Below are 26,967 nucleotides of genomic sequence, written 5' to 3'. Positions count from 1 at the left end.
GTGCATGAGCAACGAAACAGTTCCATCCAAAAAGAGAATCGCATTGACCGACGAGACTGCCCTCGCCGACCCCTCGGACATCAGCCCCATCTCCATCGTCGATGAGATGAAGGCCAGCTATCTCGACTATGCCATGTCGGTCATCGTCGCTCGCGCCCTGCCGGATGTCCGCGACGGGTTGAAGCCGGTGCACCGTCGCATTCTCTTCTCGGCCCATGAATCGGGCTTTCAGCACAACAAGCCCTACCGCAAGTCGGCCCGCATCGTCGGTGACGTGATCGGTAAATATCACCCGCATGGCGACAGCGCGATCTATGACGCCTTGGCGCGCATGACGCAGGACTGGTCCATGCGCGTGCCGCTGATCGATGGTCAGGGAAACTTCGGTTCCATGGACCCCGATCCGCCAGCGGCCATGCGGTACACCGAAGCGCGCCTAGCCAAGGTCACGACCGCCCTGCTGGAGGATCTCGACAAGGACACCGTCGATTTTCAGCCCAACTACGACGCTTCGGAAAGCGAACCGCAGGTCCTGCCCGCCCGCTTCCCCAACCTGCTCGTCAACGGCGCGGGCGGCATCGCGGTCGGCATGGCGACCAACATTCCGCCGCATAATCTGGGCGAAGTGATCCGCGCCTGCCTCGCCTATATCGATAATCCGGCGATCACGATCGATGAACTGATCCAGATCGTTCCCGCTCCTGACTTCCCGACCGCCCCGCTGATCCTTGGCCAATCCGGCGCCCGCAACGCCTATCATACCGGCCGTGGCTCCATCATGATGCGCTCGCGCCATGTGATCGAGGAAGGGCGCGGCGACCGTCGCTCCATCGTTCTGACCGCCATTCCCTATCAGGTCGGCAAGAATGGCCTGGTCGAGAAGATCGCCGAAGCCGCCAAGGACAAGCGGATCGAAGGCATCAGCGATATTCGCGACGAATCGAACCGCCTGGGCGTTCGCATCGTCATGGACCTGAAGCGCGATGCCACGCCCGAAGTCGTGCTCAACCAGCTGTGGCGTAACACCCCCGCCCAGTCGAGCTTCCCGGCCAACATGCTCGCCATTCGCGGCGGCCGTCCGGAACTGCTCAACATCCGCGACATTATCGAGGCGTTCGTCCGCTTCCGCGAAGAGGTCATTACCCGCCGTACGAAGTATGAACTCAACAAGGCTCGCGATCGCGCGCATATCTTGCTGGGCCTCGTCATCGCGGTCACCAACCTCGACGAGGTCGTCCGCATCATCCGTGGATCGGCCAGCCCCGCAGAGGCGCGCGAAACCTTGCTTGCCCGCGACTGGCCGGTGGCGGAAATCGCGCCTTACCTAAAGCTGGTCGAAGCGATCGAAACTGAAGCGAGCGGCGAAACATACCGCCTGTCGGACATTCAGGTCCGCGCCATCCTCGACCTCCGCCTCCATCGCCTGACCGCGCTTGGCCGTGACGAGATCGGCAATGAACTGGCCGAACTGGCCGCAGCCATTGCCGAATATCTCGCAATTCTCGGCGATCGTCAGAAGCTTTACGCCGTCATGCGCGAAGAGTTTGAGGCGATCGAACGCGATTTCGCCACCCCGCGCATCTCGGAAATCACCGCTGCCGCCGACGGTATCGAGGACGAAGACCTGATCGAGCGCGAGGAGATGGTCGTCACCGTCACCGTGCAGGGCTATATCAAGCGCACCCCGCTTGAAAGCTTCCGCGCCCAGGCACGCGGGGGCAAGGGTCGCTCCGGCATGGCGACCAAGGATGAGGACGCCATCACCGAACTGTTCGTGACCTCCACGCATACGCCGGTTCTCTTCTTCTCGACGGCGGGCAAGGTCTATCGCATGAAGGTCTGGCGCCTGCCCGAAGGCGGCCCGGCAACACGCGGCCGCCCGATGGTGAACCTGCTGCCGCTTGGCCCCGGCGAAACGATCCAGACCGTCCTGCCGCTGCCCGAGGATGAGGACAGCTGGAAGGACCTGCACGTCATGTTCGCGACCGCGAACGGCACCGTCCGGCGCAATAGCATGGACGCCTTCGCCAACGTGCCGAGCAACGGCAAGATCGCAATGCGCTTCGATGAGGGCAGCGAAGACTGCCTGATCGGCGTGGCGCTGCTCAGCGAAGAGGATGACGTCCTGCTCGCCACCCGTCAGGGCAAGGCAATCCGCTTCAAGGCAACGGACGTGCGCGAATTCCAGAGCCGTACGTCAACCGGCGTGCGCGGCATGACCCTCAAGAAGGATGACGAGGTCATCTCGCTCTCCATCCTCCACCGCTCCGGCGCCAATCAGGAAGAGCGCGACGACTATCTCCGCTTCGCGCCCTGGAAGCCCGAAAAGGAAGGCTCGCCGCAGATGAGCGAGGAGCGTTTCGCCGATCTACAGGCGAAGGAACAGTTCATCCTCACCGTCTGCTCCAATGGCTACGGCAAGCTGTCCTCGGCCTACGACTATCGCCGCACCGGCCGTGGTGGTCAGGGCATCACCAACATCGACAATATCGGCCGCAACGGTCCGGTTGTCGCCAGCTTCCCCGCGCGCCACGGCGATCATCTGATGCTCGTCACCGATCAGGCAAAGCTGATCCGCATGGGCCTCGACACCCTGCGCGTCATCGGCCGCAACTCGGCCGGCGTGCGCCTCTTCAACGTGTCGGATGACGAACATGTCGTCAGCGCCGCGAAGATCGAGGAAAGCGACGAGGAAACCGAAGTCAGCACCCCCGCAGGCCTCGAAACCTCACCCGAAGTCAGCCCCGAATCCGACCCGGACCTCACCGAAGAGTGACCGACCTCTTCGCCTACAAGATCCTGACCAAGGATCAGTATGACCAGCTAAAGACCGACGGCGTGTTCAAAGGCGCGCCCGTCGATCTCGCCGACGGCTACATCCACATGTCCACCCGCGAACAGGCCGCCGAAACAGCGGCAAAGCACTTCGCGGGCCAGGACAATCTGGTAATGCTAATGATCGACCTCGCCCCCTTCGGCGACGCGCTCAAATGGGATGAGTCACGCGGCGGCGCGCTGTTCCCGCATCTTTATGGCAACCTGCCGCTCAGCGCAGTCGCCGGGAAGGTGGTGCTGCGGTTGGATGAGCACGGGAAGCACCTTTTCCCGGCGGGGTTCTAACCTCCGTTCGTTTCGAGCAAAGTCGAGAAACGATCAGCGAAGCGCATCACCTCTCCCCTCCCGTCATTCCAGCGAAGGCGGGAAGCCATCTCCCGACATGTCGCCGAGACCCTGCTTGTGGGAGATAGATTCCCGCCTTCGCGGGAATGACGAAGTGTGGGTGGATAACGGAATAGCGGCTTTGAACCGCAACACATAGCTAAGCAGACACCGACTTATAAATCAGGGCTGAACTTCTTGAACGAGTTTGGCCTCAAAAAGAGCCTCCAAAAACTCCTGCACAGCGAAGGCCCCATCGCCGGGAGTAAAGCGGATACTCAGTATGTCTTGCGTTGATTCGGAAAGGAACTCCCCGACCCAGCCGTTTGATTTGGCCACCTCAAGGGCCAATGGAGCTTGCGCTGGCGCGCAGCGAAACATGACTGGCCGCGCATCTATGTTGTCGATTGCAGCGAGCGCCCTATTTAATCGCCTTTTCCTAGCGGATCCAAATATCGTTCCCACAGTGAGAGTACCAAGGATCGCAACGATCGATATAAACAAAAACTGATCTGCTCCAAAAAAATGTGAGCTAGCGAGCGCAAGAGTGACCCAAAACAATGCTCCGCCGAAGGATACCATCATTCGGCTAATCATTCCCGTCACCCCCTCGCGTCAACCGGCATCGTAATCTTCCCCGACATCATCAACAGTTTGCTGTGATGCACAACAGTAAGGTGCTCCTGCTAGCGTCCGATTTTAGGTTTAACCCTATGCTGATTAATAGCGTCAGGTGGTCGCTAGCGGCACTTGCTCCTCTCCATCTTCACCACCCTCCCACTCTTCACCCAATAATCAAACCTGCCCCACCTGATCCGCCGCGAGCAAGCCGCCGCCAACTGCATGCCCCAATGCACCCAGCACACCGCAAACGGCGCCAGCACATCCCACCAAAGCGACCGCCGTGCCGTCCGAGCCTGCTCCGGGTCCACCACCCCCGCGATGATCCGTCGCCGCACCAGTGCTCGTCCCACCGCCGCTGCATAACCCACCGCCAGAGCGCTCCATCCGCCCCAACCCAACACCCACAACCAGCCCAAAGCCTGTACGCCCACGACGGCGGCAGCAATCCCCCACATCCCCGAACTATTCGTCCAGATATGCCGATACTGCCGCACCCCAAACGCAATCGCACCCCGCACCTCCATCGGCGAAGCCACCAGCAAATCCCGCACCGGCCGCAACCGCAGCTTCGCGCGCCACCCGGCCAGCCCGATCGCCATGTCATCCGACAACCGCCCCGCCAGCGCCGCATCCAGATCGAGCCGCTCCGCCACCTCCCGCGTCAGGGCCATAGCTCCACCCCAGGGCATGGTCGCGCCAGCAGCCCGAGGCAAAGTCGCCAACTGCATCTCCACCGCCCCCACCAGTGCCGCCACCGCACTCCGCCCGGGCAACAGCAGCCGATAGCCAGTCACAATATCCGCCTTCCCCCGCACCAGAGGAAAGAGCAACCGCCCCACCAACCGCACAGGCGGCTCAATATCCGCGTCCACGAACACCAGATAGCGATCATCCGGCCGCAAAGCCCGCAAAGCCGCCCGCAATTTATGAACCTTCTGCCCCTCGTCCACCGCGACACCCGCGCGGACGATCTGCACCCAATCCCCCTCGCGCGCCGCCAAAGCCTCCGCCGCCGCGCACCCGCCACTCGAAGCAATCAGCAACCGAAACCGCGCCGCCTGCGCCTTCAACCGGGCGATCAGTTCCGCCCCGCCATCCCAATCATCCCGCACCGACAACAGCACGACCACGCCATCAGGCGCCTCCTCCTGACGATCGACCGGCAGATGCCGCCAATAGTTCAGCACCCCCAGCAGCGTCAGCCCCTGCAACAGCACCCACGCCCAAAAGGCCCAACCCATCGTAAATCCAAGCCCTTTACCCTCTCGACTGCTGCTGTATGACGCTTGGCAAGATGCTCTCCAACCCTTTTCTCTTCACCCTTCTGCGCCTGCTCCCCGCATCCGCCGCCTCATGGCTGGGCGGCTGGTTGTCGGCGAACGTTGCACGCAGAACCATGAAGCTGCGGGACCAGCGCGCCCGCGCCAACCTCGCTATCCTACGTCCTGATCTGGACGAAACCACGCGCGAGGCCATGCTCACCCGCCGCTGGTTCAATCTCGGCCGCACCATGGCGGAACTCGCCAATATCGACCGGCTCGTGAACAACCGCCATGTCAGCATCACAAACGAACCGGCCTATCGGGAAGCGCTGGCCTTGCCCCGCCCCATGATCTTTCTGACCACCCATATCGGCAACTGGGATTTGCTCGCCGCCCATTTGAAAGCGTCAACGGATCGTCCCGGCCTCGGCGTCTACGACCCTCCCTCCGACCCTGCTCAGGCCAAGATGCTGAAGCGGGCACGGGAAAGCTATATGGGGGAAGCCATCACCGGCAGCGGTGCCGCCCGATCGATCCTGCGTCACCTTGCGGAAAAGGACAGGGCGATGCTCTACATCTTGGTGGACGAACGGAGGGATCGACAGGTCTGGTTCCCGCGCTTCGGCAGAAATGTGGAACCGTCGGGAAATCTTTCCATCGCGCTACGCCTCGCCCGGCGCAGCAACGCCCGCTTCCTGCCTTTCACCCTGGCAAGGACCCAGGGCGCTCATTTCCGCCTCGATTGGCACCCGCCGCTTGATCCGCTGGTCATGGACGAAACCGATCTGCTGGATCAGGTCGACGCCTTCCTGGGCAAAGCCTGCATCGACCATGCGGACCAATGGCTCGCCCTGCATGACATGGATTTGACGAGGCCTTGAGTAGCACGGAGCATATGGTTCTCGGTGACCTCACCCGCTAAAGCCCCCAAATGTCCCGACTCGCCATCAAGATCTGCGGCCTTTCCACACCCGACACAGTCGGCACAGCTATCCGCGCAGGCGCGACCCACCTCGGCTTCGTCCATTTCGCAAAAAGTCCCCGCCATGTCGAAGCGGACCAGCTGCGCGCCCTCGCCGCAACAGTCCCCGCCCATATCGAGCGCGTCGCCGTCCTGGTCGATCCCACCGACGAAACCCTCGCCGAACTCACCGCAACAAACGCCCTCACCGCCCTGCAACTCCACGGCAAGGAAAGCCCCGAGCGCACCGCCGCCATTGCTAAGCGCTTCAACCTCCCCGTCTGGAAAGCCATTTCCGTAAAAACCCGCGCCGACATCGAGGCTGCAAAATCCTATAGCGGCGCGGCCGATCTCCTCCTCTTCGACGCAAAGACACCGGATGGCGCCGCACTCCCGGGCGGCATGGGTCTGCGCTTCGACTGGACGCTCCTGCGCGGCGTCCCCATATCCATGCCCTGGGGTCTCTCCGGAGGTCTCGGCATCGACAATGTCGCCGAAGCGATCCGCATCACCGGCGCACCGATGATTGACGTTTCTTCCGGCGTGGAAAGCGCGCCGGGCATCAAGAGTGTGGACAAGATCATGGCCTTCTGCAAAGCGGCACAGCAATCATGACCATCAATAACTCCCTCCGCTCGCAACCCGATGCTTCGGGCCATTTCGGCTCCTTCGGCGGCCGCTATGTCGCGGAAACGCTGATGCCGCTCATCCTTGAGTTGGAGAAGGTCTATAAGGAAGCGAGGCAGGACCCCGCTTTCGAGGAAGAGTTTGAGGAACTGCTGCGCAACTATGTCGGCCGTCCCAACCCGCTTTACTATGCCAGCCGTCTGACCGAAGCGCTCCGCGCCGATGCGCCCGAGGGTAAAGGCGCGAAAATCTATCTGAAGCGCGAAGAACTCAACCACACCGGCGCGCACAAGATCAACAATTGCATCGGCCAGGCGCTGCTCGCCCGCCGCATGGGCAAGAAAAAGGTCATCGCCGAAACCGGCGCGGGCCAGCATGGCGTCGCCACCGCTACCGTCGCCGCCCTGTTCGGCATGGAATGCAAGATCTTCATGGGCGCCAAGGACGTGGAGCGGCAGAAGCCCAACGTCTTCCGCATGAAGCTATTGGGCGCGGAAGTCATCCCCGTCGTTTCCGGCTCGCAGACGCTCAAGGACGCGATGAACGATGCCCTGCGCCACTGGGTCTCGAACGTCCACGACACCTTCTATATCATCGGCACGGCGGCAGGCCCGCATCCCTATCCGGAACTGGTCCGCGACTTCCAGTCGGTGATCGGCCGCGAAGCGCGCGAGCAGATTCTCGAGATCGAAGGCCGCCTGCCTGACATGCTGATCGCTCCGGTCGGTGGCGGCTCGAACGCGATCGGCCTTTTCCATCCCTTCCTTGACGATGTTGAGGTCAAGATGATCGGCGTGGAAGCCGCAGGCGAGGGCCTCACCGGCAAACATGCCGCCTCCCTCGCAGGCGGCGCGTCCGGAATCCTGCACGGCAACCGCACCTATCTGCTTCAGGACGAAGACGGCCAGATCACCGAAGCGCACAGCATTTCGGCCGGCCTCGACTATCCCGGCATCGGCCCTGAACATAGCTGGCTGCACGAGATCGGCCGCGTCCAGTACATGCCGATCACCGATGACGAAGCGCTCGCCAGCTTCCAGAAGCTCGCTGCTCTCGAAGGCATCATTCCGGCCCTGGAGTCCGCCCACGCCATCGCCAGCGCGGAAAAGATCGCGCCGACCATGGACGCGGACCAGATCATCATCGTCAACCTCTCGGGCCGAGGCGACAAGGACATCTTCACCGTCGCCGACGCGCTGGGAGTGGAGATGTGAGCAGCCTCTCCCAACGAGCCATCTCCTCCTCCGTTCGCCCTGAGCTTGTCGAAGCCTGTCCTGAGCGCCTGCTGCAAGCAGGCAGTCGAAGGGGGCTCCACTTTTCTTCAAAGAAGGATTGGGCTTCGACATTCGAACGAGACAAGTGGCTCGTTCGGACAACCCGAACGGGTATTTTTGGAAATGACTGACCGCCTCGCCACCCGCTTCGCCACCTGCAAGGAAGCAGGCCGCGCCGCCCTCATCACCTTCGTGACCGCAGGCGACCCGACCGTTGCCGCCACCCCGGCAATCCTTGACGCGCTCGTCGCGGGCGGCGCGGACATCATCGAACTCGGCATGCCCTTCACCGATCCTATGGCAGACGGCCCCGCGATCGAACTCGCAAACCTGCGCAGCCTCGGGTCAGGCACGAAGACGAAGGATATCTTTCACCTCGCCACCACCTTCCGCGCCCGCCACCCGCATATACCGCTGATCCTCATGGGCTATGCCAATCCCATGCTGATCCGCGGCTCCGAATGGTTCGCAGATCAGTGCCGCGAAGCAGGCGTGGATGGCGTGATCTGTGTCGATGTCCCGCCTGAAGAGGACGCGGAGATCGGCCCAGCCCTACGCGCGGCAGGCGTTCACCTGATCCGCCTTGCAACGCCGACCACCGACGCTGCTCGCCTGCCCGCCGTGCTCGATGGCGCTAGCGGCTTCCTCTACCATATCGCCGTCGCAGGCGTGACCGGCAAGCAGCAGGCGGCCCAAACAGCCGTAGAGCAGGCCGTTGAGAAGCTGAAGGCCGCAACTGATCTGCCCATCGCAGTCGGTTTCGGCGTGCGCTCCGCCGAACAGGCCGCCGCCATCGGTCGCGTCGCTGACGGCGTCGTGGTCGGGTCAGCCATTGTCGATATAGTCGGATCGCATGGCGATGCCGCCGCCCCCTTCGTTCAGGAGTTCGTCGCCACATTGAGCGGCGCTCTCAAAGCCAACAGCCCCCATTTCCGGGAGACCGCCGCATGAGCTGGATCAACCGCGTCCGCAAGGCCGTTCCCTTCCTCGCAAAGAAGGAAACCACCGCCGAGACGCTGTGGCACAAATGCCCGTCCTGCACCGAGATGATCTTCATCAAGGAGTGGGAGGATAATCTGTCCGTCTGCCCGCGCTGCGACCATCACGGCCGCATCGGCCCGTCCGAGCGGTTCGAGCAAATCCTCGACGCAGGCTTCATCCTGCTGCCCACCCCGCCGGTGCAGGAAGACCCGCTCAAGTTCCGCGATTCCAAGCGCTATCCCGATCGCATAAAGGCTGCCCGCGCGCAGACCGGCGACCAGGACGCGCTCATCAACGCGCGCGGCGCGATCGACGACGTTCCGCTGGTCATGGGCGTCCAGAATTTCGCCTTCATGGGCGGCTCCATGGGCATGGGCGTCGGCGCGGCGTTCATCCAAGGGGTCAATGAAGCCATCGGCCACAAATGCCCCTATGTCATCTTCACGGCGGCAGGTGGCGCACGCATGCAGGAGGGCATCTTGTCCCTCATGCAGATGCCGCGCTCGACTGTCGCGATCCAGAAGCTGCACGCGGCGGGCCTGCCCTATATCGTCGTTCTGACCGACCCAACGACCGGCGGCGTCACCGCAAGCTACGCCATGCTGGGCGACGTCCAGATCGCCGAGCCCAATGCACTGATCGGCTTCGCGGGCCAGCGCGTCATCGAAAGCACGATCCGCGAAAAGCTGCCGGACGGCTTCCAGCGCGCCGAATATCTTCTGGAACATGGCATGCTCGACATGGTCGTGCATCGCAGCGAATTACGCGACACGCTGGCCCGAGTGATCGGCTATCTAGCCCCTCGCGCAGCCGCCTGACGCGATCGCGCGAGGAACATAGGGCCATGCCCGACCACGCCATTTCGGACGACCCGGCGGTCCAATCGCAGCTGGACCGCCTTGCCACGCTGTCGCCGGGCGCGGACATATTGGGTCTCGAACGCATCACCAGCCTGCTTGATAGGCTCGACAATCCGCACCGCGCGCTGCCGCCCATCTTCCATGTCGCAGGCACCAATGGCAAAGGATCGACCTGCGCCTTCTTACGCGCCGCCCTCGAAGCCGACGGCCGCAGCGTCCACGTCTTCACCTCCCCCCATCTCGTCCGTTTCAACGAACGCATCCGCATCAACGGCCAGCTGATCAGCGACGAAGCGCTCGCCCACTATCTCTCCCGCGTCCTTGACGTCGCCGAAGGCATCGGCGCCAGCTTCTTCGAAGTCACCACCGCCGCCGCCTTCCTCGCCTTCGCCGAGCATCCTGCAGACGCCTGCATCCTTGAAGTAGGACTAGGCGGCCGTCTCGACGCTACCAATATCATCGAAAACCCCGCCGTCTGCGGCATCGCCCAACTCGGGATCGACCATCAAGCCTTCCTCGGCAACACGCTGCGCGCCATAGCGGCGGAGAAGGCGGGCATCGCCAAACCCGGCGCCGCCCTGGTAACCCAGCGCTATCCCGAGTCACTCGCTCCCGCGATGCGCGAAGCCGCAGCCCGCGCCCGCACCGACTGGCTCCCCATGGGCCAAAGCTGGGACGCGGCCAGCTACCGCGACCGCCTCCATTATCGCGACGAACAAGGCCGCATCGAAACCCCGCTCCCCCGCCTTCCCGGCGCGCATCAGGTGCAGAATGCCGCCCTTGCCTTCGCCATGCTGCGCCATCAAACCGCCCTGCCCGTCAGCGAAGCCGCGCTCAAAGCCGCGCCCCTCTGGGCGCACTGGCCCGCCCGGCTCCAACACCTGGACCACGGCCCCCTGCTCGCCCCGCTCCCTCCCGAAAGCGAGGCCTGGCTCGACGGCGGCCACAATGCCGGAGCCGGAGAAGCCATCAGCGCCTTCTTCACCGCCGACAAGCTCGCCGGACGCAAGCTGCACCTCGTCATCGGCATGCTCGCCAACAAGGAAGTGGACGCCTATCTCGCCCCCTTCGCCGGGCGCATAGCCCACATCCACGCGCTGCCCGTCCCCGGCCACGAGCATCATCCCGCCAGCCGCTTCGCCACCATCGCGGAGCGCTGGGGCATCGACTGCACAGCACATGCAAATCCCACGGACGCCATCAACGCGGTCGCGGCGTCATGCAAAACCGAAGCCCCGCTCCTGCTCATCGCGGGGTCGCTCTACCTCGCAGGCGAAATTTTGCGCCTGAACGAGCAATATCCTGACTGAATCTACTTGCGATTGACTCGCAATAGCGTACCTTGCTCTCCGTAACGCAACGGATAAAAAGGTGCTCGCATATGCCCCATGGAGAGATCACCCCCCTCGACCTGCCCGGCGCAATGCCTCCCGGCTACGGCAACCGCCTGTTCCTCTATGCGATGCGCCGCATGGCCAGCGCCGGGGTCGATGACGCCCACGCAGCCAACGCCATGCTCGGCGCGTTCGGCCGCAGCTACCGCCGCCCCCTCGTCCTGATGCGCGCGATGATGCTGGAACTTGCCCGCTGCGCCACCCGCCGGATACTCGTCGCGCCTTGCTGCTGCGCCCGCATGACCGCCGACGAAGCGTCCCTCATGCACTCAATCAGCACAGCGCTACAGGACCCACCTGCATCCTATGAGCAACTCGCCTCGCTGCTCGGCACGGACGATGTCCTCGGCGCCCTGACCTGCCTGCAAGCCGTCTCTCAGGCCCATAGCGACCTAGGCCGCCCGCTGGACCTTTACGCCGGAGCCTGACCACCTTCATCCGTAGCGGCGCTGCCAACACTCGCATCCACGAGTCCGCTGCGCATCATCAGCCAGAACAGGATGATGCCCGGCAGCGCCAACACGGTCGTGAGCAGATAGAAATCGACATAGCCGAACCGCTCGATCAGCGCCCCCGCCGACGTCCCGGTCAGGAACCGCCCGACAATGCTCGCCGCCGCCGAAATCATCGCATATTGCGCAGCGGTGAAACGCAGGTCGCACAGCGCGGAGAAATAGGCGACCACGGCGACGCCACCGATCCCGCTAGCAAAATTCTCGAACCCGATGGCCCCCGCCATGCCCACATTGCTCTTGCCGGTCGCCGCCAGCAGGGCAAAGCTGAAGTTCGATACCGCCATCAGCACCAGGCTGATCAGCACCGACTTCTTCAACCCCAACCGCGCATACAGCACCCCGCCCACGAAAATCCCGGCCAGCAATGCCCAGAAACCCACGCCCACATCGTAGATCGCGATCTCCTCATTGCTGTACCCCAGATCGTTGAACAGCAGCCGGAATGTCAGGTTGGCCAGCGTATCGCCAATCTTGTGGACGATGATGAACAGCAGGACGAGCAACGCGCCCTTGCGCTTGAAGAAATCAACGAACGGCCCAATGATCGCCTGCACCAATTCCCCGCCCGTCTTCCGGGAAGCAATCTCCCGATGCCGTTCAGGCTCGCCAACGATCAGCGCCGCCAGCATGGCAGGCAGCGCGAACAGCGCGCAAACCAGATAGGCCAGCGTCCAGTCCCAATATTGCGCCACCACCAGTGCCAGGGCACCCGCCGCCGCCGCGCCGATGCGCCAGCCATATTGCGACATGCCCGCGCCAATGCCCAATTGCTCGGGCCGCAATATCTCGATGCGATACCCATCGATGATGATGTCGAACGTCGCCCCCGCAATCCCCAGCAGGATCGCCGCCCGCACCGTCCCCATCAGGTCATTCGCCGGATCGACAACGGCCAGATTGACGACCGCCGCCATCACCAGCAGCCCCGCCACCAGCATCCACGACACGCGCTGCCCCAACCGATGCAGCAGGGGCAACTTCACCCCCTCGATCACCCAGGCCCACAGCCATTTGAGATTATAGGCGAGCAACACCAGGCTGAACGCCGTAACGCTCTTCTTGTCGATCCCATCCTGCGCCAGCCGCGACGCCAGGTTCGCGCCGATCATCGCAAAGGGAAAGCCCGATGAAATCCCCAGGAACAGCGCAGCCAGCGGCGCCTTCTCCACATAGGGCTTCACCGCATCCAGCCAGCCTCGGGTGCCCACGGCAATGTCAGTCATGAAAAAGGCGCGCCCCCAAAATGCTTATCGCGCCACCATATGGCCAATCATCGGAGAAACAAGCAGAACTCGCCCCGGACATATGACCGCGCAGACTTCAAACTTTTCCCGACCTAGCGGGCCGATCCCTCAACCAGACGACGCATCTTGCGTGCCGCCATCTGCGGAGTGGTTAGGATCAGCTCCTTTCGCCGAGCCCTCACCATCGGCGCTGAGCGAGCCATCGAAAACTGACCGATGATGATCACATCGACTGCCGGAAGTGTCTCCGCTGCCGCCGCGCTCAATGCGTCATGAAGATCGCCGTTGCCGGCTTGCAATGCCTCGAGCGCGCCGATGGCCACGGCGGGCAAGATGGTCGGGCGCTCCTGCCCAATTGCGTCGGCCATGGCATGAATTTCGCCCTCCAGCGGAGCGACGGAACCCTGGAATGTAAGAAGCAGCCCGATGCGCCCACCTGCGTCCTTGCCTCGGCAGAGGGCCAGAGCCTCATCAAATGCGCCCTCGTTGGGCGTGATCACCGGGATAGCCAAGTCAGCCTTGACCCGTTCGATCGCCGGGCGAAAAGCGGAGCACGTGAACAGGATGCCTTGCGTAGACGTCGCGCCATCGCTGCTCGCGGCCGCGTAGCGACCCAGTGTCAGAAAACGCTCGTAGATCGCGGGCGTGATCTCGCCCAAGGCGGCATAGTCTCCCGCAAGCGAGTCATCGATTAGATTGTGCGAAACGGCTTGCGGCCACTCCTCCTGCATCGCAGCCATTGCAGGGCCGGGTGACTGGGCGAGCGCGCTGATCAGCATGATGCGCGGCGACGAGGGCATGGCGTTCTCCGCAATTGCGATTGTCATTCGGCCATGACACTGCCATCGCCCATTCGCAAGCTACACGGAGAGACGCGATGCTGAAGCTGGACGGTAAGGTCGCTATTGTCACCGGCTGCGGCTCGTTCGCGCCGGGCTGGGGCAACGGCAAGGCCATAGCCGTGCTGCTCGCCCGCCAGGGTGCCACGGTCCTGGGCGTTGACGTCGACATGGATGCGGCCGAAGCGACGCGTGAGATCGCCAAAAGCGAAGGTCATCCGATCGATGTGGCGGCATGCGATGTCACCAGCGGTGAGCAGGTGCAGGCGTTGATCGGGGACTGTGTCGCGCGTTATGGTCGGCTCGACATCCTCATCAACAATGTCGGCCGTTCCGAGCCCGGCAATCCGGAGACGATGGACGAGGACATGTGGCGCCGTCAGCTCGATCTAAATCTGACCAGTGTGTTCCTCACCTGCAAAGCAGCGTTGCCAATCATGGTTGATCAGGGCGCAGGCGCGATCGTCAACATCTCATCCATCGCGGGGCAGCGCTGGGTTGGCAAGGACCAGGTCGCCTATGCTACGGCAAAGGCGGGACTTGTTCAGTTCACCAAGGTGACGGCAGTGTCCTATGCGGCGAAGGGTGTGCGGCTCAATTGCGTCGTTCCGGGCCTGATGATGACGCCCCTCGTTCACAGGCTGGCGGAAAAATACAACGCCGGCGACTTCGAAGGCATGGTCGCCCGCCGTAACGCGCAAGTACCGATGGCGCGCATGGGCGACGCTTGGGATGTGGCCCATGCCACCCTGTTCCTCGCTTCGGAGGAGGCTCGCTACATCACTGGCACCGAGTTGGTGGTCGATGGAGGAATCACCGCCTTCACCGGTTCGTGAACCTGCTGCGCTCGTGCGCGGCACCCCCTGCCTTTCAGATCTTGCTTCCGGCCATGGGGCGCGCAGCAAAATAGCCAAACGAGAGGTTGGACTGAGCTGCGGCAATAGCGCTTCTGCCACTCCGTAAGCAAAAATCAGCGGGAAAAGTAGCGGCGCTCTACGCTATTCGGCGTGAGTTTACAGCGCCCCAACCACACCACCTCACCCAACCCGATCAAACAAATGCAACCCACGCGGCACCCGCGGCAGATCCGCACCACGCAGCACCGCCTCAATCACCCCGATCGAAGCCAGCAGATCACGCGGCAAATAAGGTTTCGCCAGACACCCTACCGCCATCTCATGCGCATCAATCGGACAGGCGCCGCTGACGAACAGCACCGCCAGCCCCTTCGCATAGGCATGACGCGCCACATCAATGCCCGTCTTGTCACCATGCAAGGTGATATCGGCGATCACCAGATCGACCTCATCCTGCTCAATGACGCTGATCGCATGGTCATAATCCTCGACCGTTGCGGCCACGCGGTAGCCAGCCTGTTCCAGCACATGCTCATTGTCAAAGGCGACCAAAGGCTCATCTTCCACCACCAGCACGCTGATGATGGCCTGTGCCTGCTGCCGTGGCTTCGAGTCCCCTTTGACTAGCCCGAAAAACATTTGCCGATCCGCCCCATATGCGCCATGCACCCGATCAAACGCGCGACCCCTTAAGGGAGTTGCGGCCGATCCTGCGCACTCGGCGACAGGACGGCACTATTCGTCATTTTCCCGGCATCTCCGATATGGGAATGCCGCCGCTTCGTTAAAAGGAACCGAGCGTGGAGCCGCCGAAAAAATCAGCACCGCCGCGCAGGGCAGGACCGGGCGGCCCCCGGCGCCCCACGGACGGCAAGCCCGCCGGTTCGTCGCGCCCTGCCCGCCCGCCCTTCAAGAAAAGAAACGCTGCTCCAGCCAAGCCCGCAAATCCCCATCCGGCGCGCATGGCCGCGGCCGCCAGCGGCACGAACGAACCGCAACGCATCGCCAAACTGCTTGCCCGCGCCGGAGTAGCCTCGCGCCGGGAAGTGGAACGGATGATCGAGGAAGGCCGGGTCACTCTCGATGGTCAACTGATCTCGACCCCGGCAACGCTGCTGACCTCGCTCAATGGCGTGTCGGTGGATGGCAACCCGGTGGCGCAACCCGCTCCCGCTCGCCTCTTCCTGTTTCACAAGCCTTCCGGCTATTTGACGACCGAGCGCGACCCGCGCGGCCGTCCGACCATCTACGACCGTTTGCCCGCCGATCTGCCCCGCCTCATGCCGATCGGTCGTCTGGACATGACCACGGAGGGGCTGCTGCTCCTTACCACCGATGGCGAATTCAAACGGCAGATGGAATTGCCCGCGACCGGCGTACCGCGCACCTATCGCGCCCGCGCCTTTGGCGAAATCAGCCAGGCCCAGCTTGAAGACCTGTTTATGGGCATAGAGATTGACGGCATTCGCTATGGCCAGATCGAGGCCAATTTGGAACGCCGCACCGGTCGTAACCAGTGGATCGAAATGACCCTGACGGAGGGCAAGAACCGCGAAGTGCGGCGCGTTCTGGAGCATCTGGGCCTACAGGTGAGCCGCCTCATCCGCACCAGCTATGGCCCCTTCCACCTCGGCGAACTCGCGTCGGGCGCGGTGGAGGAAGTGCGCCAGCACGACCTCATCGTCTTCCGCAAGAGCTTGAAGACGCCCAAAGCCTGAAGCTAAACTCGTTCGCCCTATGCTTGTCTTAGGGCTTTCCTTCTGCACGGACGCCAATCATGAGAATCATCGCAGGCCAATGGCGCGGCCGCCCGCTGGCAGCTCCCAAGGGCGACGCCACTCGTCCTACGGCCGACCGTACGCGCGAAACGCTCTTTTCCATGCTGGTAAGCCGCATCGGATCATTTGAAGGGCTGGCCGTCGGCGATTTCTTCGCAGGATCGGGCGCCTTGGGCTTTGAAGCCCTGTCCCGTGGCGCAGCTAGCTGCCTCTTCGTCGAACAGGATCAGGCGGCTCTGAATGTGATCCGCGCCAATGGCGACAAGCTCGGCATCCGGCCCGACATTCGGCAGAGTAGCGTGCTCTCACTGGGGCCAGCGCCGAAACCGTTGGACCTCATTTTCATGGACCCGCCTTATAATAGCGGCGCAGGCGTCGTCGCTCTCGACAAGTTAAGCCGTCTGGGCTGGACCGGCCCCGCGACCTGGATCAGCATCGAAACCGATCGCCGCGAAGATGTGGAGGTCAAGGGTTTTGTCGTGGACACAACCCGAGACGTGGGCAAGGCGCGCATTACTCTGTTAAGAGCGATTCCCTCTCCCCTTTAGGGGAGAGAGCTAGGGAGAGGGGAACGCCCCAAGCTGCCCCCCATCAATCAAGCCGCTTCAGCATCCTCATAAGCCTGCGCTTCCTTGCCAATCAGTATCTCGGCGAGGAACCAATAGGCCTTGCCCCAGGCTTCCAACACCGCGTCCGTGGCAACATCCGCGCCCAGAACATCGCGGATCGCGGGCAGCAACGCTTCGGCAACCTTGGGATAATGTTCAGCCTTCACTCCGGTTTCGATGTGCCGCTGCACCATGCGCTCGACCGCGCCAGTCAAAGCCTGCAACTTGTCGATATTCTCGGCATAACCCAGGATGGCCGCAGCCAGACGCTTGGGCTGTTCGCCGCTGTCCTGTGCCGCCTGATCGAACATGTCCTTGATCGAAGCATCCTGGAACAGGCGCGCATACATGGCGGTCGTGATCTCCACCCCATGGCTCCGCAGCGCGGGAGCGGTTGCCTTGACGATCGCGATGGTTTCAGCGCTGAGCTGGCTCATATATGCACCCCTTTTGAACTAAGACTCGGTAAAGACGCCTTTACGGTACATCTTTAAACATGTAAACCATCTACATGTTTGATCTGCAAACCCCGTTCAATTAACGCATTCCCTCATGCAATTGACCCGCCACACCGACTACGCCCTGCGCGTCCTCATCCATCTGGCCGTCACGCCAACAGGTCGCGCAACCATCCCTGAGGTCGCCGACGCCTACGCTCTTTCGCGCAATCATTTGATGAAAGTCGTCCACCACCTCGGCCAAGGCGGGTTCATCCTCACCCAGCGCGGCAGAGGCGGCGGCTTCACCCTTGCCCGCGCGCCTGAAGCAATCAGGCTGGGCGATGTCGTCCGTCACACCGAAACGGACATGAACCTGGCAGACTGCGCAAGCTGCGGCCTCCGCGCCGCTTGTGGCCTATCGGGCATTTTGAAGGCCGCAACTACGGCTTTTCTGGCCGTGCTCGACCAGCACAGCTTGGCGGACGCCGCCAAAGACAGAACCGGGCTGGCGGCGCTTATTGCCGCCCTGCCCGGCGCCGTCTCTCCGGTCAGCGATGCCTGCGCGCCATCTTCTTCGAACGCGGTGCCTCGCCGGGATTGATGCAGCTATCCTGTACCGTGCGACTGCATAGCGGATAGTCTTTACCGCCCGCAGGCGGAGGGGTCATGTTGCCGCCAACGGTCACCGGATTAGCCGAACTGCCCACAGGCGCGGCAGGGTCCTTGGGCATCCCCGGCGTTGCGGGCATCATGCCGGTGTCAGCTGGGACCTCTCCAGTCGGCTGACCAGCATTAGGATCTGCCGCTGTCGCAGGACTCGCAGGCGTAGCAGGATCCGTCGGCATGCTATCAGTGGCTGGGGGTTGGGCCGTATTGTCCGGCACACCCTGAGCGATCGCAATGCCAGTAGCGCCGGTGGAAAAAGCCAGCATGGCGGCACCCGCAAGCATGATCGATTTCATGGGTAATCCTTTCCTGTTCATCACCCCGTTCTGCCTCTTGGCGGGTAGAGAACCAGATCGGTGACGCACGCGTTCCGATATCGGCGACGAACTGTGGCTCTGCTGCTATCAGGCGAAGGACGGCTATCTATCAGCAGAACGTTCAAGCTTTGAATTGCATGCTTTCCATCGTTAGAGCCGCTTGGCCTCCTTGATCTAATGACACCACGAGAGGCCCCAGGGATATCGAAGGTAGAACACAGTGGCCTTCGCCCTTGCATGATTCCTCTTTTGTTCTCATAGATTGCCATCAATCGCACGCGACCAAGCCCTTGCTCCCTCTATCCCTGCGCCCTAGTTGTTGACCATGACCCTCCCTGCTCCCTCGCCTGATGATCCGCCCTATCTTCAGGGCCTCAATGAGCCCCAACGGGAAGCCGTCCTCACTGTCGAGGGTCCGGTTCTTGTTCTGGCGGGTGCCGGAACTGGCAAGACGGCTGCACTGACCGCACGACTGGCGCATCTCATAGCTACGCGTCGCGCTTATCCGTCGGAAATCCTGGCGGTCACCTTTACTAACAAGGCTGCGCGTGAAATGCGCGAGCGTGTCGGACGTATGATCGGTCCGGCAGTGGAAGGCATGCCATGGCTCGGCACATTTCACGCCATTGCAGCTAAAATACTTCGCAGACATGCCGAATTGGTCGGGCTGCAATCCAACTTCACCATTCTTGATACCGATGATCAGCTTCGGCTGATGAAGCAGCTGATCCAGGCTGAGGGGATTGATGAAAAGCGCTGGCCAGCGCGGCAGCTGGGTGGCTTGATTGATCAGTGGAAGAATAAGGGGCTGACGCCTGACGAAATCAGCGCGGGAGATAGGGAATCTTACGCAAACGGACGCGGGCAGAAATTATATTCTGCCTATCAGGCCCGCCTTCGCGATGTGAATGCCTGCGACTTCGGCGACTTGCTGCTCCATGTGCTCACCATATTGAAGCGCCACCGGGATGTGCTCGAAAGCTATCAACAGCGGTTCCGCTATATCATGGTGGACGAGTATCAGGACACCAACAGCAGCCAGTATCTCTGGCTCCGTCTGCTCGCTCAGCAGCGAAAGAATATTTGCTGCGTGGGTGATGACGACCAATCCATCTATTCGTGGCGGGGCGCGGAAGTCGCCAACATCCTCCGATTTGAAAAGGACTTCCCGGGCGCCAAGATTGTCCGCCTGGAGCAGAATTACCGATCCACGCCTCACATCCTGGGCGCCGCCTCCGGTGTGATCGCCGAAAACGGCAACAGGCTAGGCAAGACGCTGTGGACCGACATCGACATCGGTGAAAAAGTCCGCGTCATCGGCGTTTGGGACGGGCCAGAAGAGGCTCGCCGCGTCGGCGACGAAATCGAGGCGATCGAGCGCTCGGGTCGATCGTTGGAAGAGGTGGCCATCCTTGTCCGCGCGCAGCACCAGACCCGCGAATTTGAAGATCGATTCATTCAGATCGGCCTTGCATATAGGATCGTAGGCGGCTTCCGCTTCTATGAGCGGGCCGAAATACGCGACGCGCTTGCCTATCTTCGCCTCGTCAACCAACCGGCCGACGACCTGGCATTTGAGCGGATCGTTAATGTTCCCAAGCGCGGTTTAGGTGACAAGGCCGTGGAGAAGCTCCACCGCCTCGCTCGGGCCGAGGCCATACCCTTGGCGCTCGCGGCTGCACGAATTCTCGATACCGACGAAATGACTCCGCAAGCGCGCCGCAGCCTTGGCGCCTTCATCGGGGATTTGGCTCGCTGGCGCGACCGCGCGACCCAGCTTCCCCATGCCGAACTCGCGCGCCAAATACTGGATGAAAGCGGCTACACGGCCATGCTTCAGGCAGAACGCACAGCCGAAAGCGCAGGCCGCCTCGAAAACCTGAATGAACTTACTCGCGCGATGGAGGAATATGAAACGCTGGGCGCGTTCCTCGAACATGTGTCGCTAGTCATGGACAATGATGCGCAGGCCGAGGAACGGAAGGTCACGATCATGACCATCCATGCGGCAAAAGGGCTCGAATTCGACACCGTCTTCCTGGCGGGCTGGGAAGAAGGTATTTTTCCTTCGCAACGGGCGTTGGACGAAGGCGGTCTCAACAGTCTGGAGGAGGAACGTCGGCTCGCCTATGTGGCGATTACCCGCGCCAGGAAGCTTTGCGTCATCCTTCATGCGGCGAACCGGAGAATATATGGCCAGTGGACCAGTTCCATCCCGTCGAGGTTCGTAGGAGAGCTACCTGCTGAACATGTCGAGGAGGAAAGCAGCATGGCGGGCGGTGCGTCCCTATGGCGTGCCAACTGGTCCGAGCGCGCTGATCCCTTCTCCAACGTGCAACGAGGTAGCGGGCGTGGCCCAGGCTGGCAGCGGGCGCAACAAAGTGGCCAGTTCTCCCGCGAACCCGTACGGATCGTGGAAGCTCGCGCCTCGGCAGTATCCCTCGGCAACAAGGGTCGAGATGATATGCACCTGGGGTTGCGCGTATTTCACCAGAAATTTGGTTACGGCACGATTGCGGAGATCGAGGGCAACAAACTCGAGATCGATTTTGAAACGGCTGGCCGTAAGCGCGTGATGGATAGCTTCGTGCAGCCAGCTTGAACTTGACCAAGTCAGTTTCCGTGCGGGTCATGCGCGTCAACCATCCGCTTGGGCAGAGTTTTTAAAATATCTCGTCGTTTTGCAGGAGTAGCGCCACTACCCCTGCGCCCTCCGCCTCCACCACTGGTCGAAGCACGATGGTCGAGGGCTATATAGCATGATCATGAGAGCGGAGGAAACGCTCGCAGGCTTGGAGCAAACGTCGCCGATCTTCTGTCGCTCGCAATGATATGGGTCTCCTCCCCCATCACTTCCTCGCTGCCTAACGGAGATTGGCATATTGGAATGTGGTGTACGTCGATGCCGGAGAGCTATGCCAACTGGCGGGTCGTCGCGCGGAGAAGCATTTGCTGACGACTAACGGCAGTCTATCGCGACAAGGAAGATTGGTGGAGCCTAGCGGGATCGAACCGCTGACCTCCTGCATGCCATGCAGGCGCTCTCCCAGCTGAGCTAAGGCCCCATCGTTGCGCGGCATCATACCGCATCCCAATGGATTGGGCCATGTCCGGCATGGAGCCGTCGGCCGATATAGGATGCCAAGCACCCGCTTGATAGCTTCCGGGCTATACAGGTGAGGCTTGGACCGTCCAGAAAACTGGTGGAGCCTAGCGGGATCGAACCGCTGACCTCCTGCATGCCATGCAGGCGCTCTCCCAGCTGAGCTAAGGCCCCGTTACCAGTGTCAGCGCCGCTTGGGACCGGCGCTTCGGAGGTCGCTGCCATTAGGAGGCAGCAACTTCCTTGGCAAGCACAAAATTACTTAATTGTCGTCGTCGCCGTCGTCGGCGGCGGCATCCACGCCGAGGTCGTCGTCACCGCCGAGGTCAACGTCATTGTCCGGCGAATCACCATCATCATCGACGTCCAGATCAAGATCCAGATCGTCATCTGCCGTCTCCAGCTCCCCGTCGGCGGTTTCTATAACCTTCTTCGGCGCTTCCTCGTACGGCAGCGGCTGCTTCGACTTCAGGACCGGTTCGGGTTCCCAAGCGGTGTTGCAGTTGATGCAGGAGACCGGGTCGTCCTTGCCCAGGTCATAGAAGCGCGTGGCGCATTTCGGGCAGGTACGCTTCGTGCCCCATTCAGCCTTGACCATGTCCGGCCTTGTCCTTCTTACGAGTGCTTCAACGAATATCACGCGGCACGACCATGTCGCCCGCGAAGCGACGGGCGCCTTGCCATAGCGGAACCGCGCTGTCAAAAGCCGGGCGCAATTTTTCAGTTTCCTGACAAACGGATTGACCCGTGACCGCTTCTTCCGATCAGCCTGTTCCCATGACCTTCTCCAGTGCTCCTCCCCTTGCGGGCAGTGTAAGAGTGCCGGGTGACAAAAGCATTTCGCACCGTTCACTCATGCTCTCTGCACTGGCCGTTGGGGAAAGCCGCGTCGAAGGTCTGTTGGAGGGAGAGGATGTGCTGGCCACTGCCGCAGCAATGCGTGCGATGGGCACGCAGATCCAACGAGACGATGACGGCATCTGGCACATTCGGGGCGTGGGCGTGGGCGGATTGCTGCAACCCCAAACAGCTTTGGACATGGGCAATAGTGGCACGTCGACCCGCCTCCTCATGGGCCTGGTCGCAAGTCATGGCATCACTGCGACTTTCATTGGAGATGCATCGCTGAGCAAGCGCCCGATGCAGCGCGTCACCGAGCCGCTGTCCCATATGGGCGCCAGCTTCACCACCAGCCCCGGACACCGGCTGCCGCTCACCATGCGGGGCGCCTGCCCGGCTGTGGCGCTTGATTATCGCCTTCCGGTCGCATCAGCGCAGGTAAAGTCCGCGATCTTGCTGGCGGGTCTGAATACCCCCGGGGTCACGCGCGTCGTCGAGCCGGTTCCGACTCGCGATCACAGCGAGCGGATGCTCAAGGGTTTTGGTGCTGACCTGCACGTAGAAATCGCTGCTGATGGAACACGGATCATCACATTAAAAGGCGAGGCCGAACTTCATCCCCAAGCCATCACCGTTCCCGGCGACCCCTCGTCGGCAGCCTTCCCCATGGTCGCCGCGCTGCTTGTGCCCGGCTCGAAGATTACCATTGAAAATGTCGGCCTGAATACCACTCGGGCAGGACTGATCGATCTGCTGCGCGAGATGGGGGGCGACATCGTCATCGAGAACCCGCGCGAAGTCGGCGGGGAGCCAGTAGGAGACATCGTCGTCACTGCATCCCACCTGACGGGCGTCGAACCAGACCCCGCCCGCGCGCCCTCCATGATCGATGAATATCCGGTCGCCTTCATCGCGGCCGCCTTCGCCGAAGGGCGCAGCACCTTCCGAGGTCTTGAAGAATTGCGGGTCAAGGAATCTGATCGCATCACGACCATGGCGGCGGGCCTTCGCGCCATCGGCGTGAGGGTGGAGGAACTGGAAGACGGCATCGTCATTGAGGGAAGCGGAGGTACGCTCCTGCCCGGCGGCGGCCCCATCGCGACCAAGCTGGATCATCGTATCGCCATGAGTTTTGCGGTGGCCGGTCTGGTGTCCAAAAGCGGCGTCACCGTCGATGACATGCGCCCGGTCGCGACCAGCTTCCCCGGCTTTACCGCCCTCTTGCAAACGCTCGGCGCGATAGCGTGAATTTCGATTTCCCCAACGTGGTAGGCCTTGTTGGCAGCGGCCTCATGGTTATTGCTTACGCCTACAGCAATATGGCGAAGGTGCTGAACTTCACGCTATTCAACTTTCTCAACCTGATCGGTTCGTTGCTGCTAATCTACTCACTGACGGTTCATTTCAATGTCGCATCGATGGCGCTGGAGGTCGTCTGGGCCTTTATAGCGGTCATTGGCCTCGCCAAGACGTTGCGGAAAGGCAAAGCAGAATGATCATCGCCGTCGACGGTCCCGCGGCATCGGGCAAAGGTACGATTGCGAAGGCGCTCGGACGCCATTACGGGCTGCCTGTCCTGGACACCGGCCTGCTCTATCGTGCGGTTGGGCTTGCTGTGTTGAAAGCCGGGGGCGATCCGGACCACGAAGCCGATGCGGTTTCCGCTTGCGATTTTGATGATGCAGTCCTGTGCGACCCTGCGCTGCGGAGCGAGGCCGTCGGCTCACTCGCTTCCCGCGTTTCCATCCACCCGAGCGTTCGCCAGGCGCTCGTCCAGCGACAGCGCAATTTTGCGACCCGACCGAGTGGCGCAATACTTGACGGCCGCGATATCGGGACAGTGATCGCACCAGATGCGGATGCGAAGATCTTCGTCACCGCGAGCGTTCACGTGCGCGCCGAGCGACGCTATGATGACGCGCTTTCCCATGGTGGACACCCGGACATGGATAGCTTGATCGCGGATATTCAGGCACGCGACACTCGCGACATGAGCCGGGATCATGCGCCGCTGCGAATGGCTGATGGCGCAGACTTGCTCGACACCAGCAATTTGACTATAGACGCCGCCGTCCAGCAGGCGATTGCTCTGGTGGACGCCCAGTTGGAACGTCGGCAACAGGCCTGACGCGATGACGGCGCTTGGGATTCCCCGGCGCCCTTTTCGCTTATCCAAAGAGCGTCTCACCCGACATGGCCGAACGGATGTTCGCGCGGCAATCCGGCCGTGCGGACGGTTTGGCCTGAAAGACCACCGGATACAACCGGTAGGCCAGCAATGACGAGTGAAGGAACTACCATGGCCTCTACGGCATTCCCCTCGCGCGACGATTTCGCCGCGCTTCTCAATGATTCTCTCGGTGGCGAGGACGGCGGCTTCGAAGGCCGCGTCGTAAAGGGCACCGTTACCGGCATCGAAAACGACATGGCGCTGATCGACGTCGGCCTGAAGTCGGAAGGCCGCGTGCCGCTGCGCGAATTCGCTGCGCCGGGCCAGAAGGCTGATCTTAAGGTCGGTGACGAAGTCGAAGTCTATGTCGACCGCGTCGAAAACGCCCATGGCGAAGCCATGCTGTCACGCGACCGCGCTCGCCGCGAAGCCGCCTGGGACAAGCTGGAATCCGAATTCACCGAAAATGCCCGCGTCGAAGGCGTCATCTTCGGCCGCGTCAAGGGCGGCTTTACCGTCGACCTCGACGGCGCCGTGGCGTTCCTCCCCGGTTCGCAGGTCGACATTCGCCCCGTGCGCGATGTAACCCCGCTGATGGACATTCCGCAGCCTTTCCAGATCCTGAAGATGGATCGCCGCCGCGGCAACATCGTCGTGTCACGCCGTGCCATCCTGGAAGAAACCCGCGCCGAACAGCGCAGTGGCCTTATCCAGACGCTGGCCGAAGGTCAGATCATCGAAGGCGTCGTCAAGAACATCACCGATTATGGTGCGTTCGTTGACCTGGGCGGCATCGATGGCCTGCTGCACGTCACCGACCTCAGCTACAAGCGCATCAACCACCCCAACGAGATGATCAACATCGGCGATACCGTCCGCGTTCAGATCATCCGCATCAATCGCGACACCCAGCGCATCAGCCTTGGCATGAAGCAGTTGGAAAGCGATCCGTGGGAAGGCGCCGCTGCCAAGTATCCGATCGGCGCCAAGCTTTCGGGCCGCGTCACGAACATCACCGAATATGGTGCATTTGTCGAGCTGGAGCCGGGCATCGAAGGTCTGGTTCACGTTTCGGAAATGTCGTGGACCAAGAAGAACGTTCACCCCGGCAAGATCGTTTCGACCAGCCAGGAAGTCGAAGTTCTGGTTCTGGAAGTCGATCCCGAAAAGCGTCGTATCTCGCTCGGCCTCAAGCAGGCCCAGAACAACCCCTGGGACAGCTTTGCCGAACGTCACCCGATCGGTTCGACCGTCGAGGGCGAAGTCAAGAATGCGACCGAATTCGGCCTGTTCATCGGCCTGGACGGCGACGTGGACGGCATGGTTCACATGTCGGACATCGCATGGGGCATTTCGGGCGAAGACGCGCTGGCTCTGCACCGCAAGGGTGAGTCGGTTCAGGCCGTCGTTCTCGACATCGACGTCGAGAAGGAGCGCATCAGCCTTGGCATGAAGCAGCTTGAGCGTGGCGGCCCGGCCGCTGGCGGCACCACCGCCGCTGCAGCGGGCCTGAACAAGAACCAGACGATCACCGTCACGGTTCTGGAAGTTCGCGACGGCGGTCTGGAAGTCCAGGCTGGCGACGACGGCGCAACCGGCTTCATCAAGCGCAGCGACCTCGGCCGCGACCGCGACGAACAGCGTTCGGAGCGCTTCCAGATCGGTCAGAAGTTCGACGCACTGGTTACCGGCTTCGATCGGGCCAAGAAGCCGACCTTCTCGATCAAGGCTCTGCAGATTGCAGAAGAGAAGCAGGCAGTCGCTCAATATGGTTCGTCCGACAGCGGTGCATCGCTCGGCGACATCTTGGGCGAAGCGCTGAAGGCCAAGAACGAAGGCTAATCCCTTCGGATATAACTAAAGTAATAGGCCCGTCGGAACTTCTTCCGGCGGGCTTTTTATATCCCAAAATGAGAAAACAACTACCGACATTGGATAATTGTCATGTGGGTAGGGACTCACTATGACCAAACTGGGAACCAGAAGGGGGAGCTGGAGGACCAATGATACGCTCGGAATTAATTCAGACTCTGGCAGAGGAAAATCCAGACCTTGGCCTTCAAGAGGTCGAGAGGATTGTAGACCTCTTCTTCAAGGAGATTGTTGACCGCCTGTCGGGTGGTGGCCGGGTAGAATTGCGCGGTTTCGGCGCCTTTACCACTCGTGCGCGAGACGCGCGGACGGGGCGCAATCCGCGTACGGGGGAACAGGTCCCTGTCTCGGCCAAGCGGGTGCCCTACTTCAAGCCGGGCAAGGAAATGCGCGAACGGCTGAACAGCAAGACTCAGTGAACTCCAGCACATCTTGACCTACGCGTTCGGAAAGGTCAGTGGGAGCGCCACGCGGACGTGGCGAAATCGGTAGACGCAGCGGACTTAAAATCCGCCTCCCCCTGGGAATGCGGGTTCAAGTCCCGCCGTCCGCACCAGGGGTGTCACGCATCGGACG

At 61.8% G+C, this 26,967-nt stretch carries 27 protein-coding genes and 3 tRNA genes; 20 read left to right on the top strand and 10 right to left on the bottom strand.

Translation table 11 applies throughout. The features are described 5' to 3' along the window. Nucleotides 1–43: 43 nt before the first annotated feature. A complete protein-coding gene (gyrA, locus tag ACZ5ZH_RS04540; protein ID WP_449472295.1) occupies nt 44–2,776 on the top strand; it encodes a DNA gyrase subunit A in 2,733 nt (910 codons plus the stop codon). Then, nucleotides 2,773–3,120, top strand: a complete 348-nt coding sequence (locus ACZ5ZH_RS04535; protein WP_460988056.1) for a DUF952 domain-containing protein — start codon at nt 2,773–2,775, stop codon at nt 3,118–3,120. Before gyrA ends, ACZ5ZH_RS04535 begins: the two co-directional genes overlap by 4 nt. Nucleotides 3,121–3,342: 222 nt before the next feature. Here ACZ5ZH_RS04535 and ACZ5ZH_RS04530 read toward each other — a convergent pair whose 3' ends face one another. Both ACZ5ZH_RS04530 and ACZ5ZH_RS04525 read right to left on the bottom strand, forming a co-directional pair. Continuing rightward, nucleotides 3,343–3,744: a hypothetical protein gene (locus ACZ5ZH_RS04530; protein WP_460988055.1), complete on the bottom strand. Its 402-nt coding sequence runs from the start codon at nt 3,742–3,744 to the stop codon at nt 3,343–3,345. Nucleotides 3,745–3,899: 155 nt separating this feature from the next. After that, nucleotides 3,900–5,024 (bottom strand): glycosyltransferase, encoded by a 1,125-nt coding sequence (locus tag ACZ5ZH_RS04525; RefSeq protein WP_460988054.1) that lies wholly within the window; start codon nt 5,022–5,024, stop codon nt 3,900–3,902. A gap of 53 nt (nt 5,025–5,077) precedes the next feature. On the opposite strand from ACZ5ZH_RS04525, the gene ACZ5ZH_RS04520 reads away from it, so the two are divergent. From ACZ5ZH_RS04520 to ACZ5ZH_RS04490, 7 genes are all read left to right on the top strand, one after another. Beyond that, nucleotides 5,078–5,926 (top strand): lysophospholipid acyltransferase family protein, encoded by an 849-nt coding sequence (locus ACZ5ZH_RS04520; protein WP_464772594.1) that lies wholly within the window; start codon nt 5,078–5,080, stop codon nt 5,924–5,926. A 50-nt stretch (nt 5,927–5,976) separates the two neighbouring features. Further along, nucleotides 5,977–6,621 carry a phosphoribosylanthranilate isomerase gene (locus ACZ5ZH_RS04515; RefSeq protein ID WP_464772305.1) on the top strand — a complete coding sequence of 215 codons (645 nt, stop codon included), beginning with the start codon at nt 5,977–5,979 and terminating at the stop codon, nt 6,619–6,621. Continuing rightward, nucleotides 6,618–7,847, top strand: coding sequence for a tryptophan synthase subunit beta (trpB, locus tag ACZ5ZH_RS04510; RefSeq protein ID WP_460988052.1), 1,230 nt, complete (start codon nt 6,618–6,620; stop codon nt 7,845–7,847). The genes ACZ5ZH_RS04515 and trpB overlap by 4 nt, the downstream gene beginning before the upstream one ends. 183 nt (nt 7,848–8,030) lie before the next feature. Next, a complete protein-coding gene (gene trpA, locus ACZ5ZH_RS04505) occupies nt 8,031–8,858 on the top strand; it encodes a tryptophan synthase subunit alpha (protein ID WP_464772304.1) in 828 nt (275 codons plus the stop codon). Next, entirely contained in the window at nt 8,855–9,706 is an 852-nt protein-coding gene (accD, locus tag ACZ5ZH_RS04500; RefSeq protein WP_449472282.1) for an acetyl-CoA carboxylase, carboxyltransferase subunit beta, read from the top strand. The genes trpA and accD overlap by 4 nt, the downstream gene beginning before the upstream one ends. A 26-nt stretch (nt 9,707–9,732) precedes the next feature. Further along, a complete protein-coding gene (locus tag ACZ5ZH_RS04495) occupies nt 9,733–11,058 on the top strand; it encodes a bifunctional folylpolyglutamate synthase/dihydrofolate synthase (protein WP_464772303.1) in 1,326 nt (441 codons plus the stop codon). Nucleotides 11,059–11,129: 71 nt separating this feature from the next. Continuing rightward, nucleotides 11,130–11,570: a DUF6628 family protein gene (locus ACZ5ZH_RS04490; protein WP_460988049.1), complete on the top strand. Its 441-nt coding sequence runs from the start codon at nt 11,130–11,132 to the stop codon at nt 11,568–11,570. On the opposite strand, the gene ACZ5ZH_RS04485 is transcribed toward ACZ5ZH_RS04490, so the two are convergent. Next, nucleotides 11,555–12,880, bottom strand: a complete 1,326-nt coding sequence (locus ACZ5ZH_RS04485; RefSeq protein WP_464772302.1) for an AmpG family muropeptide MFS transporter — start codon at nt 12,878–12,880, stop codon at nt 11,555–11,557. The two genes, ACZ5ZH_RS04490 and ACZ5ZH_RS04485, sit on opposite strands and share 16 nt — an antisense overlap. A gap of 113 nt (nt 12,881–12,993) precedes the next feature. Next, nucleotides 12,994–13,728, bottom strand: a complete 735-nt coding sequence (locus ACZ5ZH_RS04480; RefSeq protein WP_464772301.1) for an aspartate/glutamate racemase family protein — start codon at nt 13,726–13,728, stop codon at nt 12,994–12,996. A 50-nt stretch (nt 13,729–13,778) separates the two neighbouring features. On the opposite strand from ACZ5ZH_RS04480, the gene ACZ5ZH_RS04475 reads away from it, so the two are divergent. Beyond that, a complete protein-coding gene (locus ACZ5ZH_RS04475) occupies nt 13,779–14,576 on the top strand; it encodes an SDR family NAD(P)-dependent oxidoreductase (protein WP_464772300.1) in 798 nt (265 codons plus the stop codon). Between the two features lie 201 nt (nt 14,577–14,777). Here the strand turns inward: ACZ5ZH_RS04475 and ACZ5ZH_RS04470 are convergent, their stop codons facing one another. After that, on the bottom strand, nt 14,778–15,236 hold the full coding sequence (locus tag ACZ5ZH_RS04470; protein ID WP_464772299.1) for a response regulator: 459 nt from the start codon (nt 15,234–15,236) through the stop codon (nt 14,778–14,780). A gap of 161 nt (nt 15,237–15,397) precedes the next feature. Between ACZ5ZH_RS04470 and ACZ5ZH_RS04465 the strand changes: the two genes are divergently transcribed. Further along, entirely contained in the window at nt 15,398–16,315 is a 918-nt protein-coding gene (locus ACZ5ZH_RS04465) for a pseudouridine synthase (RefSeq protein ID WP_464772298.1), read from the top strand. Between the two features lie 59 nt (nt 16,316–16,374). Further along, nucleotides 16,375–16,923 (top strand): 16S rRNA (guanine(966)-N(2))-methyltransferase RsmD, encoded by a 549-nt coding sequence (gene rsmD / locus ACZ5ZH_RS04460; RefSeq protein ID WP_464772297.1) that lies wholly within the window; start codon nt 16,375–16,377, stop codon nt 16,921–16,923. 47 nt (nt 16,924–16,970) lie between these two features. On the opposite strand, the gene ACZ5ZH_RS04455 is transcribed toward rsmD, so the two are convergent. Next, nucleotides 16,971–17,420 carry a globin domain-containing protein gene (locus ACZ5ZH_RS04455; protein ID WP_464772296.1) on the bottom strand — a complete coding sequence of 150 codons (450 nt, stop codon included), beginning with the start codon at nt 17,418–17,420 and terminating at the stop codon, nt 16,971–16,973. Nucleotides 17,421–17,535: 115 nt separating this feature from the next. Between ACZ5ZH_RS04455 and ACZ5ZH_RS04450 the strand changes: the two genes are divergently transcribed. After that, nucleotides 17,536–18,024, top strand: a complete 489-nt coding sequence (locus tag ACZ5ZH_RS04450) for an Rrf2 family transcriptional regulator (protein WP_464772295.1) — start codon at nt 17,536–17,538, stop codon at nt 18,022–18,024. Here the strand turns inward: ACZ5ZH_RS04450 and ACZ5ZH_RS04445 are convergent. Beyond that, nucleotides 17,972–18,385 (bottom strand): Fe-S oxidoreductase, encoded by a 414-nt coding sequence (locus ACZ5ZH_RS04445; RefSeq protein WP_464772294.1) that lies wholly within the window; start codon nt 18,383–18,385, stop codon nt 17,972–17,974. The two genes, ACZ5ZH_RS04450 and ACZ5ZH_RS04445, sit on opposite strands and share 53 nt — an antisense overlap. Nucleotides 18,386–18,731: 346 nt before the next feature. Here ACZ5ZH_RS04445 and ACZ5ZH_RS04440 point away from each other — a divergent pair, with 346 nt between their 5' ends. After that, on the top strand, nt 18,732–21,008 hold the full coding sequence (locus ACZ5ZH_RS04440; protein WP_464772293.1) for an ATP-dependent helicase: 2,277 nt from the start codon (nt 18,732–18,734) through the stop codon (nt 21,006–21,008). A 387-nt stretch (nt 21,009–21,395) separates the two neighbouring features. On the opposite strand, the gene ACZ5ZH_RS04435 is transcribed toward ACZ5ZH_RS04440, so the two are convergent. The 3 genes from ACZ5ZH_RS04435 to ACZ5ZH_RS04425 form a co-directional block, all read right to left on the bottom strand. Continuing rightward, nucleotides 21,396–21,471, bottom strand: a tRNA-Ala gene (locus ACZ5ZH_RS04435). Between the two features lie 136 nt (nt 21,472–21,607). After that, nucleotides 21,608–21,683 (bottom strand) — tRNA-Ala (locus ACZ5ZH_RS04430). An 88-nt stretch (nt 21,684–21,771) separates the two neighbouring features. Next, nucleotides 21,772–22,107, bottom strand: a complete 336-nt coding sequence (locus tag ACZ5ZH_RS04425) for a TIGR02300 family protein (RefSeq protein WP_449472261.1) — start codon at nt 22,105–22,107, stop codon at nt 21,772–21,774. Nucleotides 22,108–22,256: 149 nt separating this feature from the next. Here ACZ5ZH_RS04425 and aroA point away from each other — a divergent pair, with 149 nt between their 5' ends. The 6 genes from aroA (at nt 22,257) to ACZ5ZH_RS04395 (ending at nt 26,947) form a co-directional block, all read left to right on the top strand. Next, nucleotides 22,257–23,597: a 3-phosphoshikimate 1-carboxyvinyltransferase gene (gene aroA, locus ACZ5ZH_RS04420; protein ID WP_464775209.1), complete on the top strand. Its 1,341-nt coding sequence runs from the start codon at nt 22,257–22,259 to the stop codon at nt 23,595–23,597. Beyond that, the gene (locus ACZ5ZH_RS04415) at nt 23,594–23,845 is read left to right on the top strand and encodes a CBU_0592 family membrane protein (RefSeq protein ID WP_460988037.1); all 252 of its coding nucleotides are present in this window, start codon (nt 23,594–23,596) and stop codon (nt 23,843–23,845) included. Before aroA ends, ACZ5ZH_RS04415 begins: the two co-directional genes overlap by 4 nt. Further along, nucleotides 23,842–24,477: a (d)CMP kinase gene (cmk, locus tag ACZ5ZH_RS04410; protein WP_464772291.1), complete on the top strand. Its 636-nt coding sequence runs from the start codon at nt 23,842–23,844 to the stop codon at nt 24,475–24,477. Before ACZ5ZH_RS04415 ends, cmk begins: the two co-directional genes overlap by 4 nt. Nucleotides 24,478–24,648: 171 nt before the next feature. Next, nucleotides 24,649–26,361: a 30S ribosomal protein S1 gene (gene rpsA / locus ACZ5ZH_RS04405; RefSeq protein ID WP_460988199.1), complete on the top strand. Its 1,713-nt coding sequence runs from the start codon at nt 24,649–24,651 to the stop codon at nt 26,359–26,361. A gap of 161 nt (nt 26,362–26,522) precedes the next feature. Next, on the top strand, nt 26,523–26,810 hold the full coding sequence (locus ACZ5ZH_RS04400) for an integration host factor subunit beta (protein ID WP_449472252.1): 288 nt from the start codon (nt 26,523–26,525) through the stop codon (nt 26,808–26,810). 51 nt (nt 26,811–26,861) lie between these two features. After that, a tRNA-Leu gene (locus ACZ5ZH_RS04395) sits at nt 26,862–26,947 on the top strand. Nucleotides 26,948–26,967 lie beyond the last annotated feature (20 nt).

It is taken from the genome of Sphingobium sp. TomMM7A, from assembly GCF_055397305.1.
The sequence above is the reverse complement of the archived record's forward strand: the minus strand, read 5'-3'. Positions and strand labels throughout refer to the sequence as shown.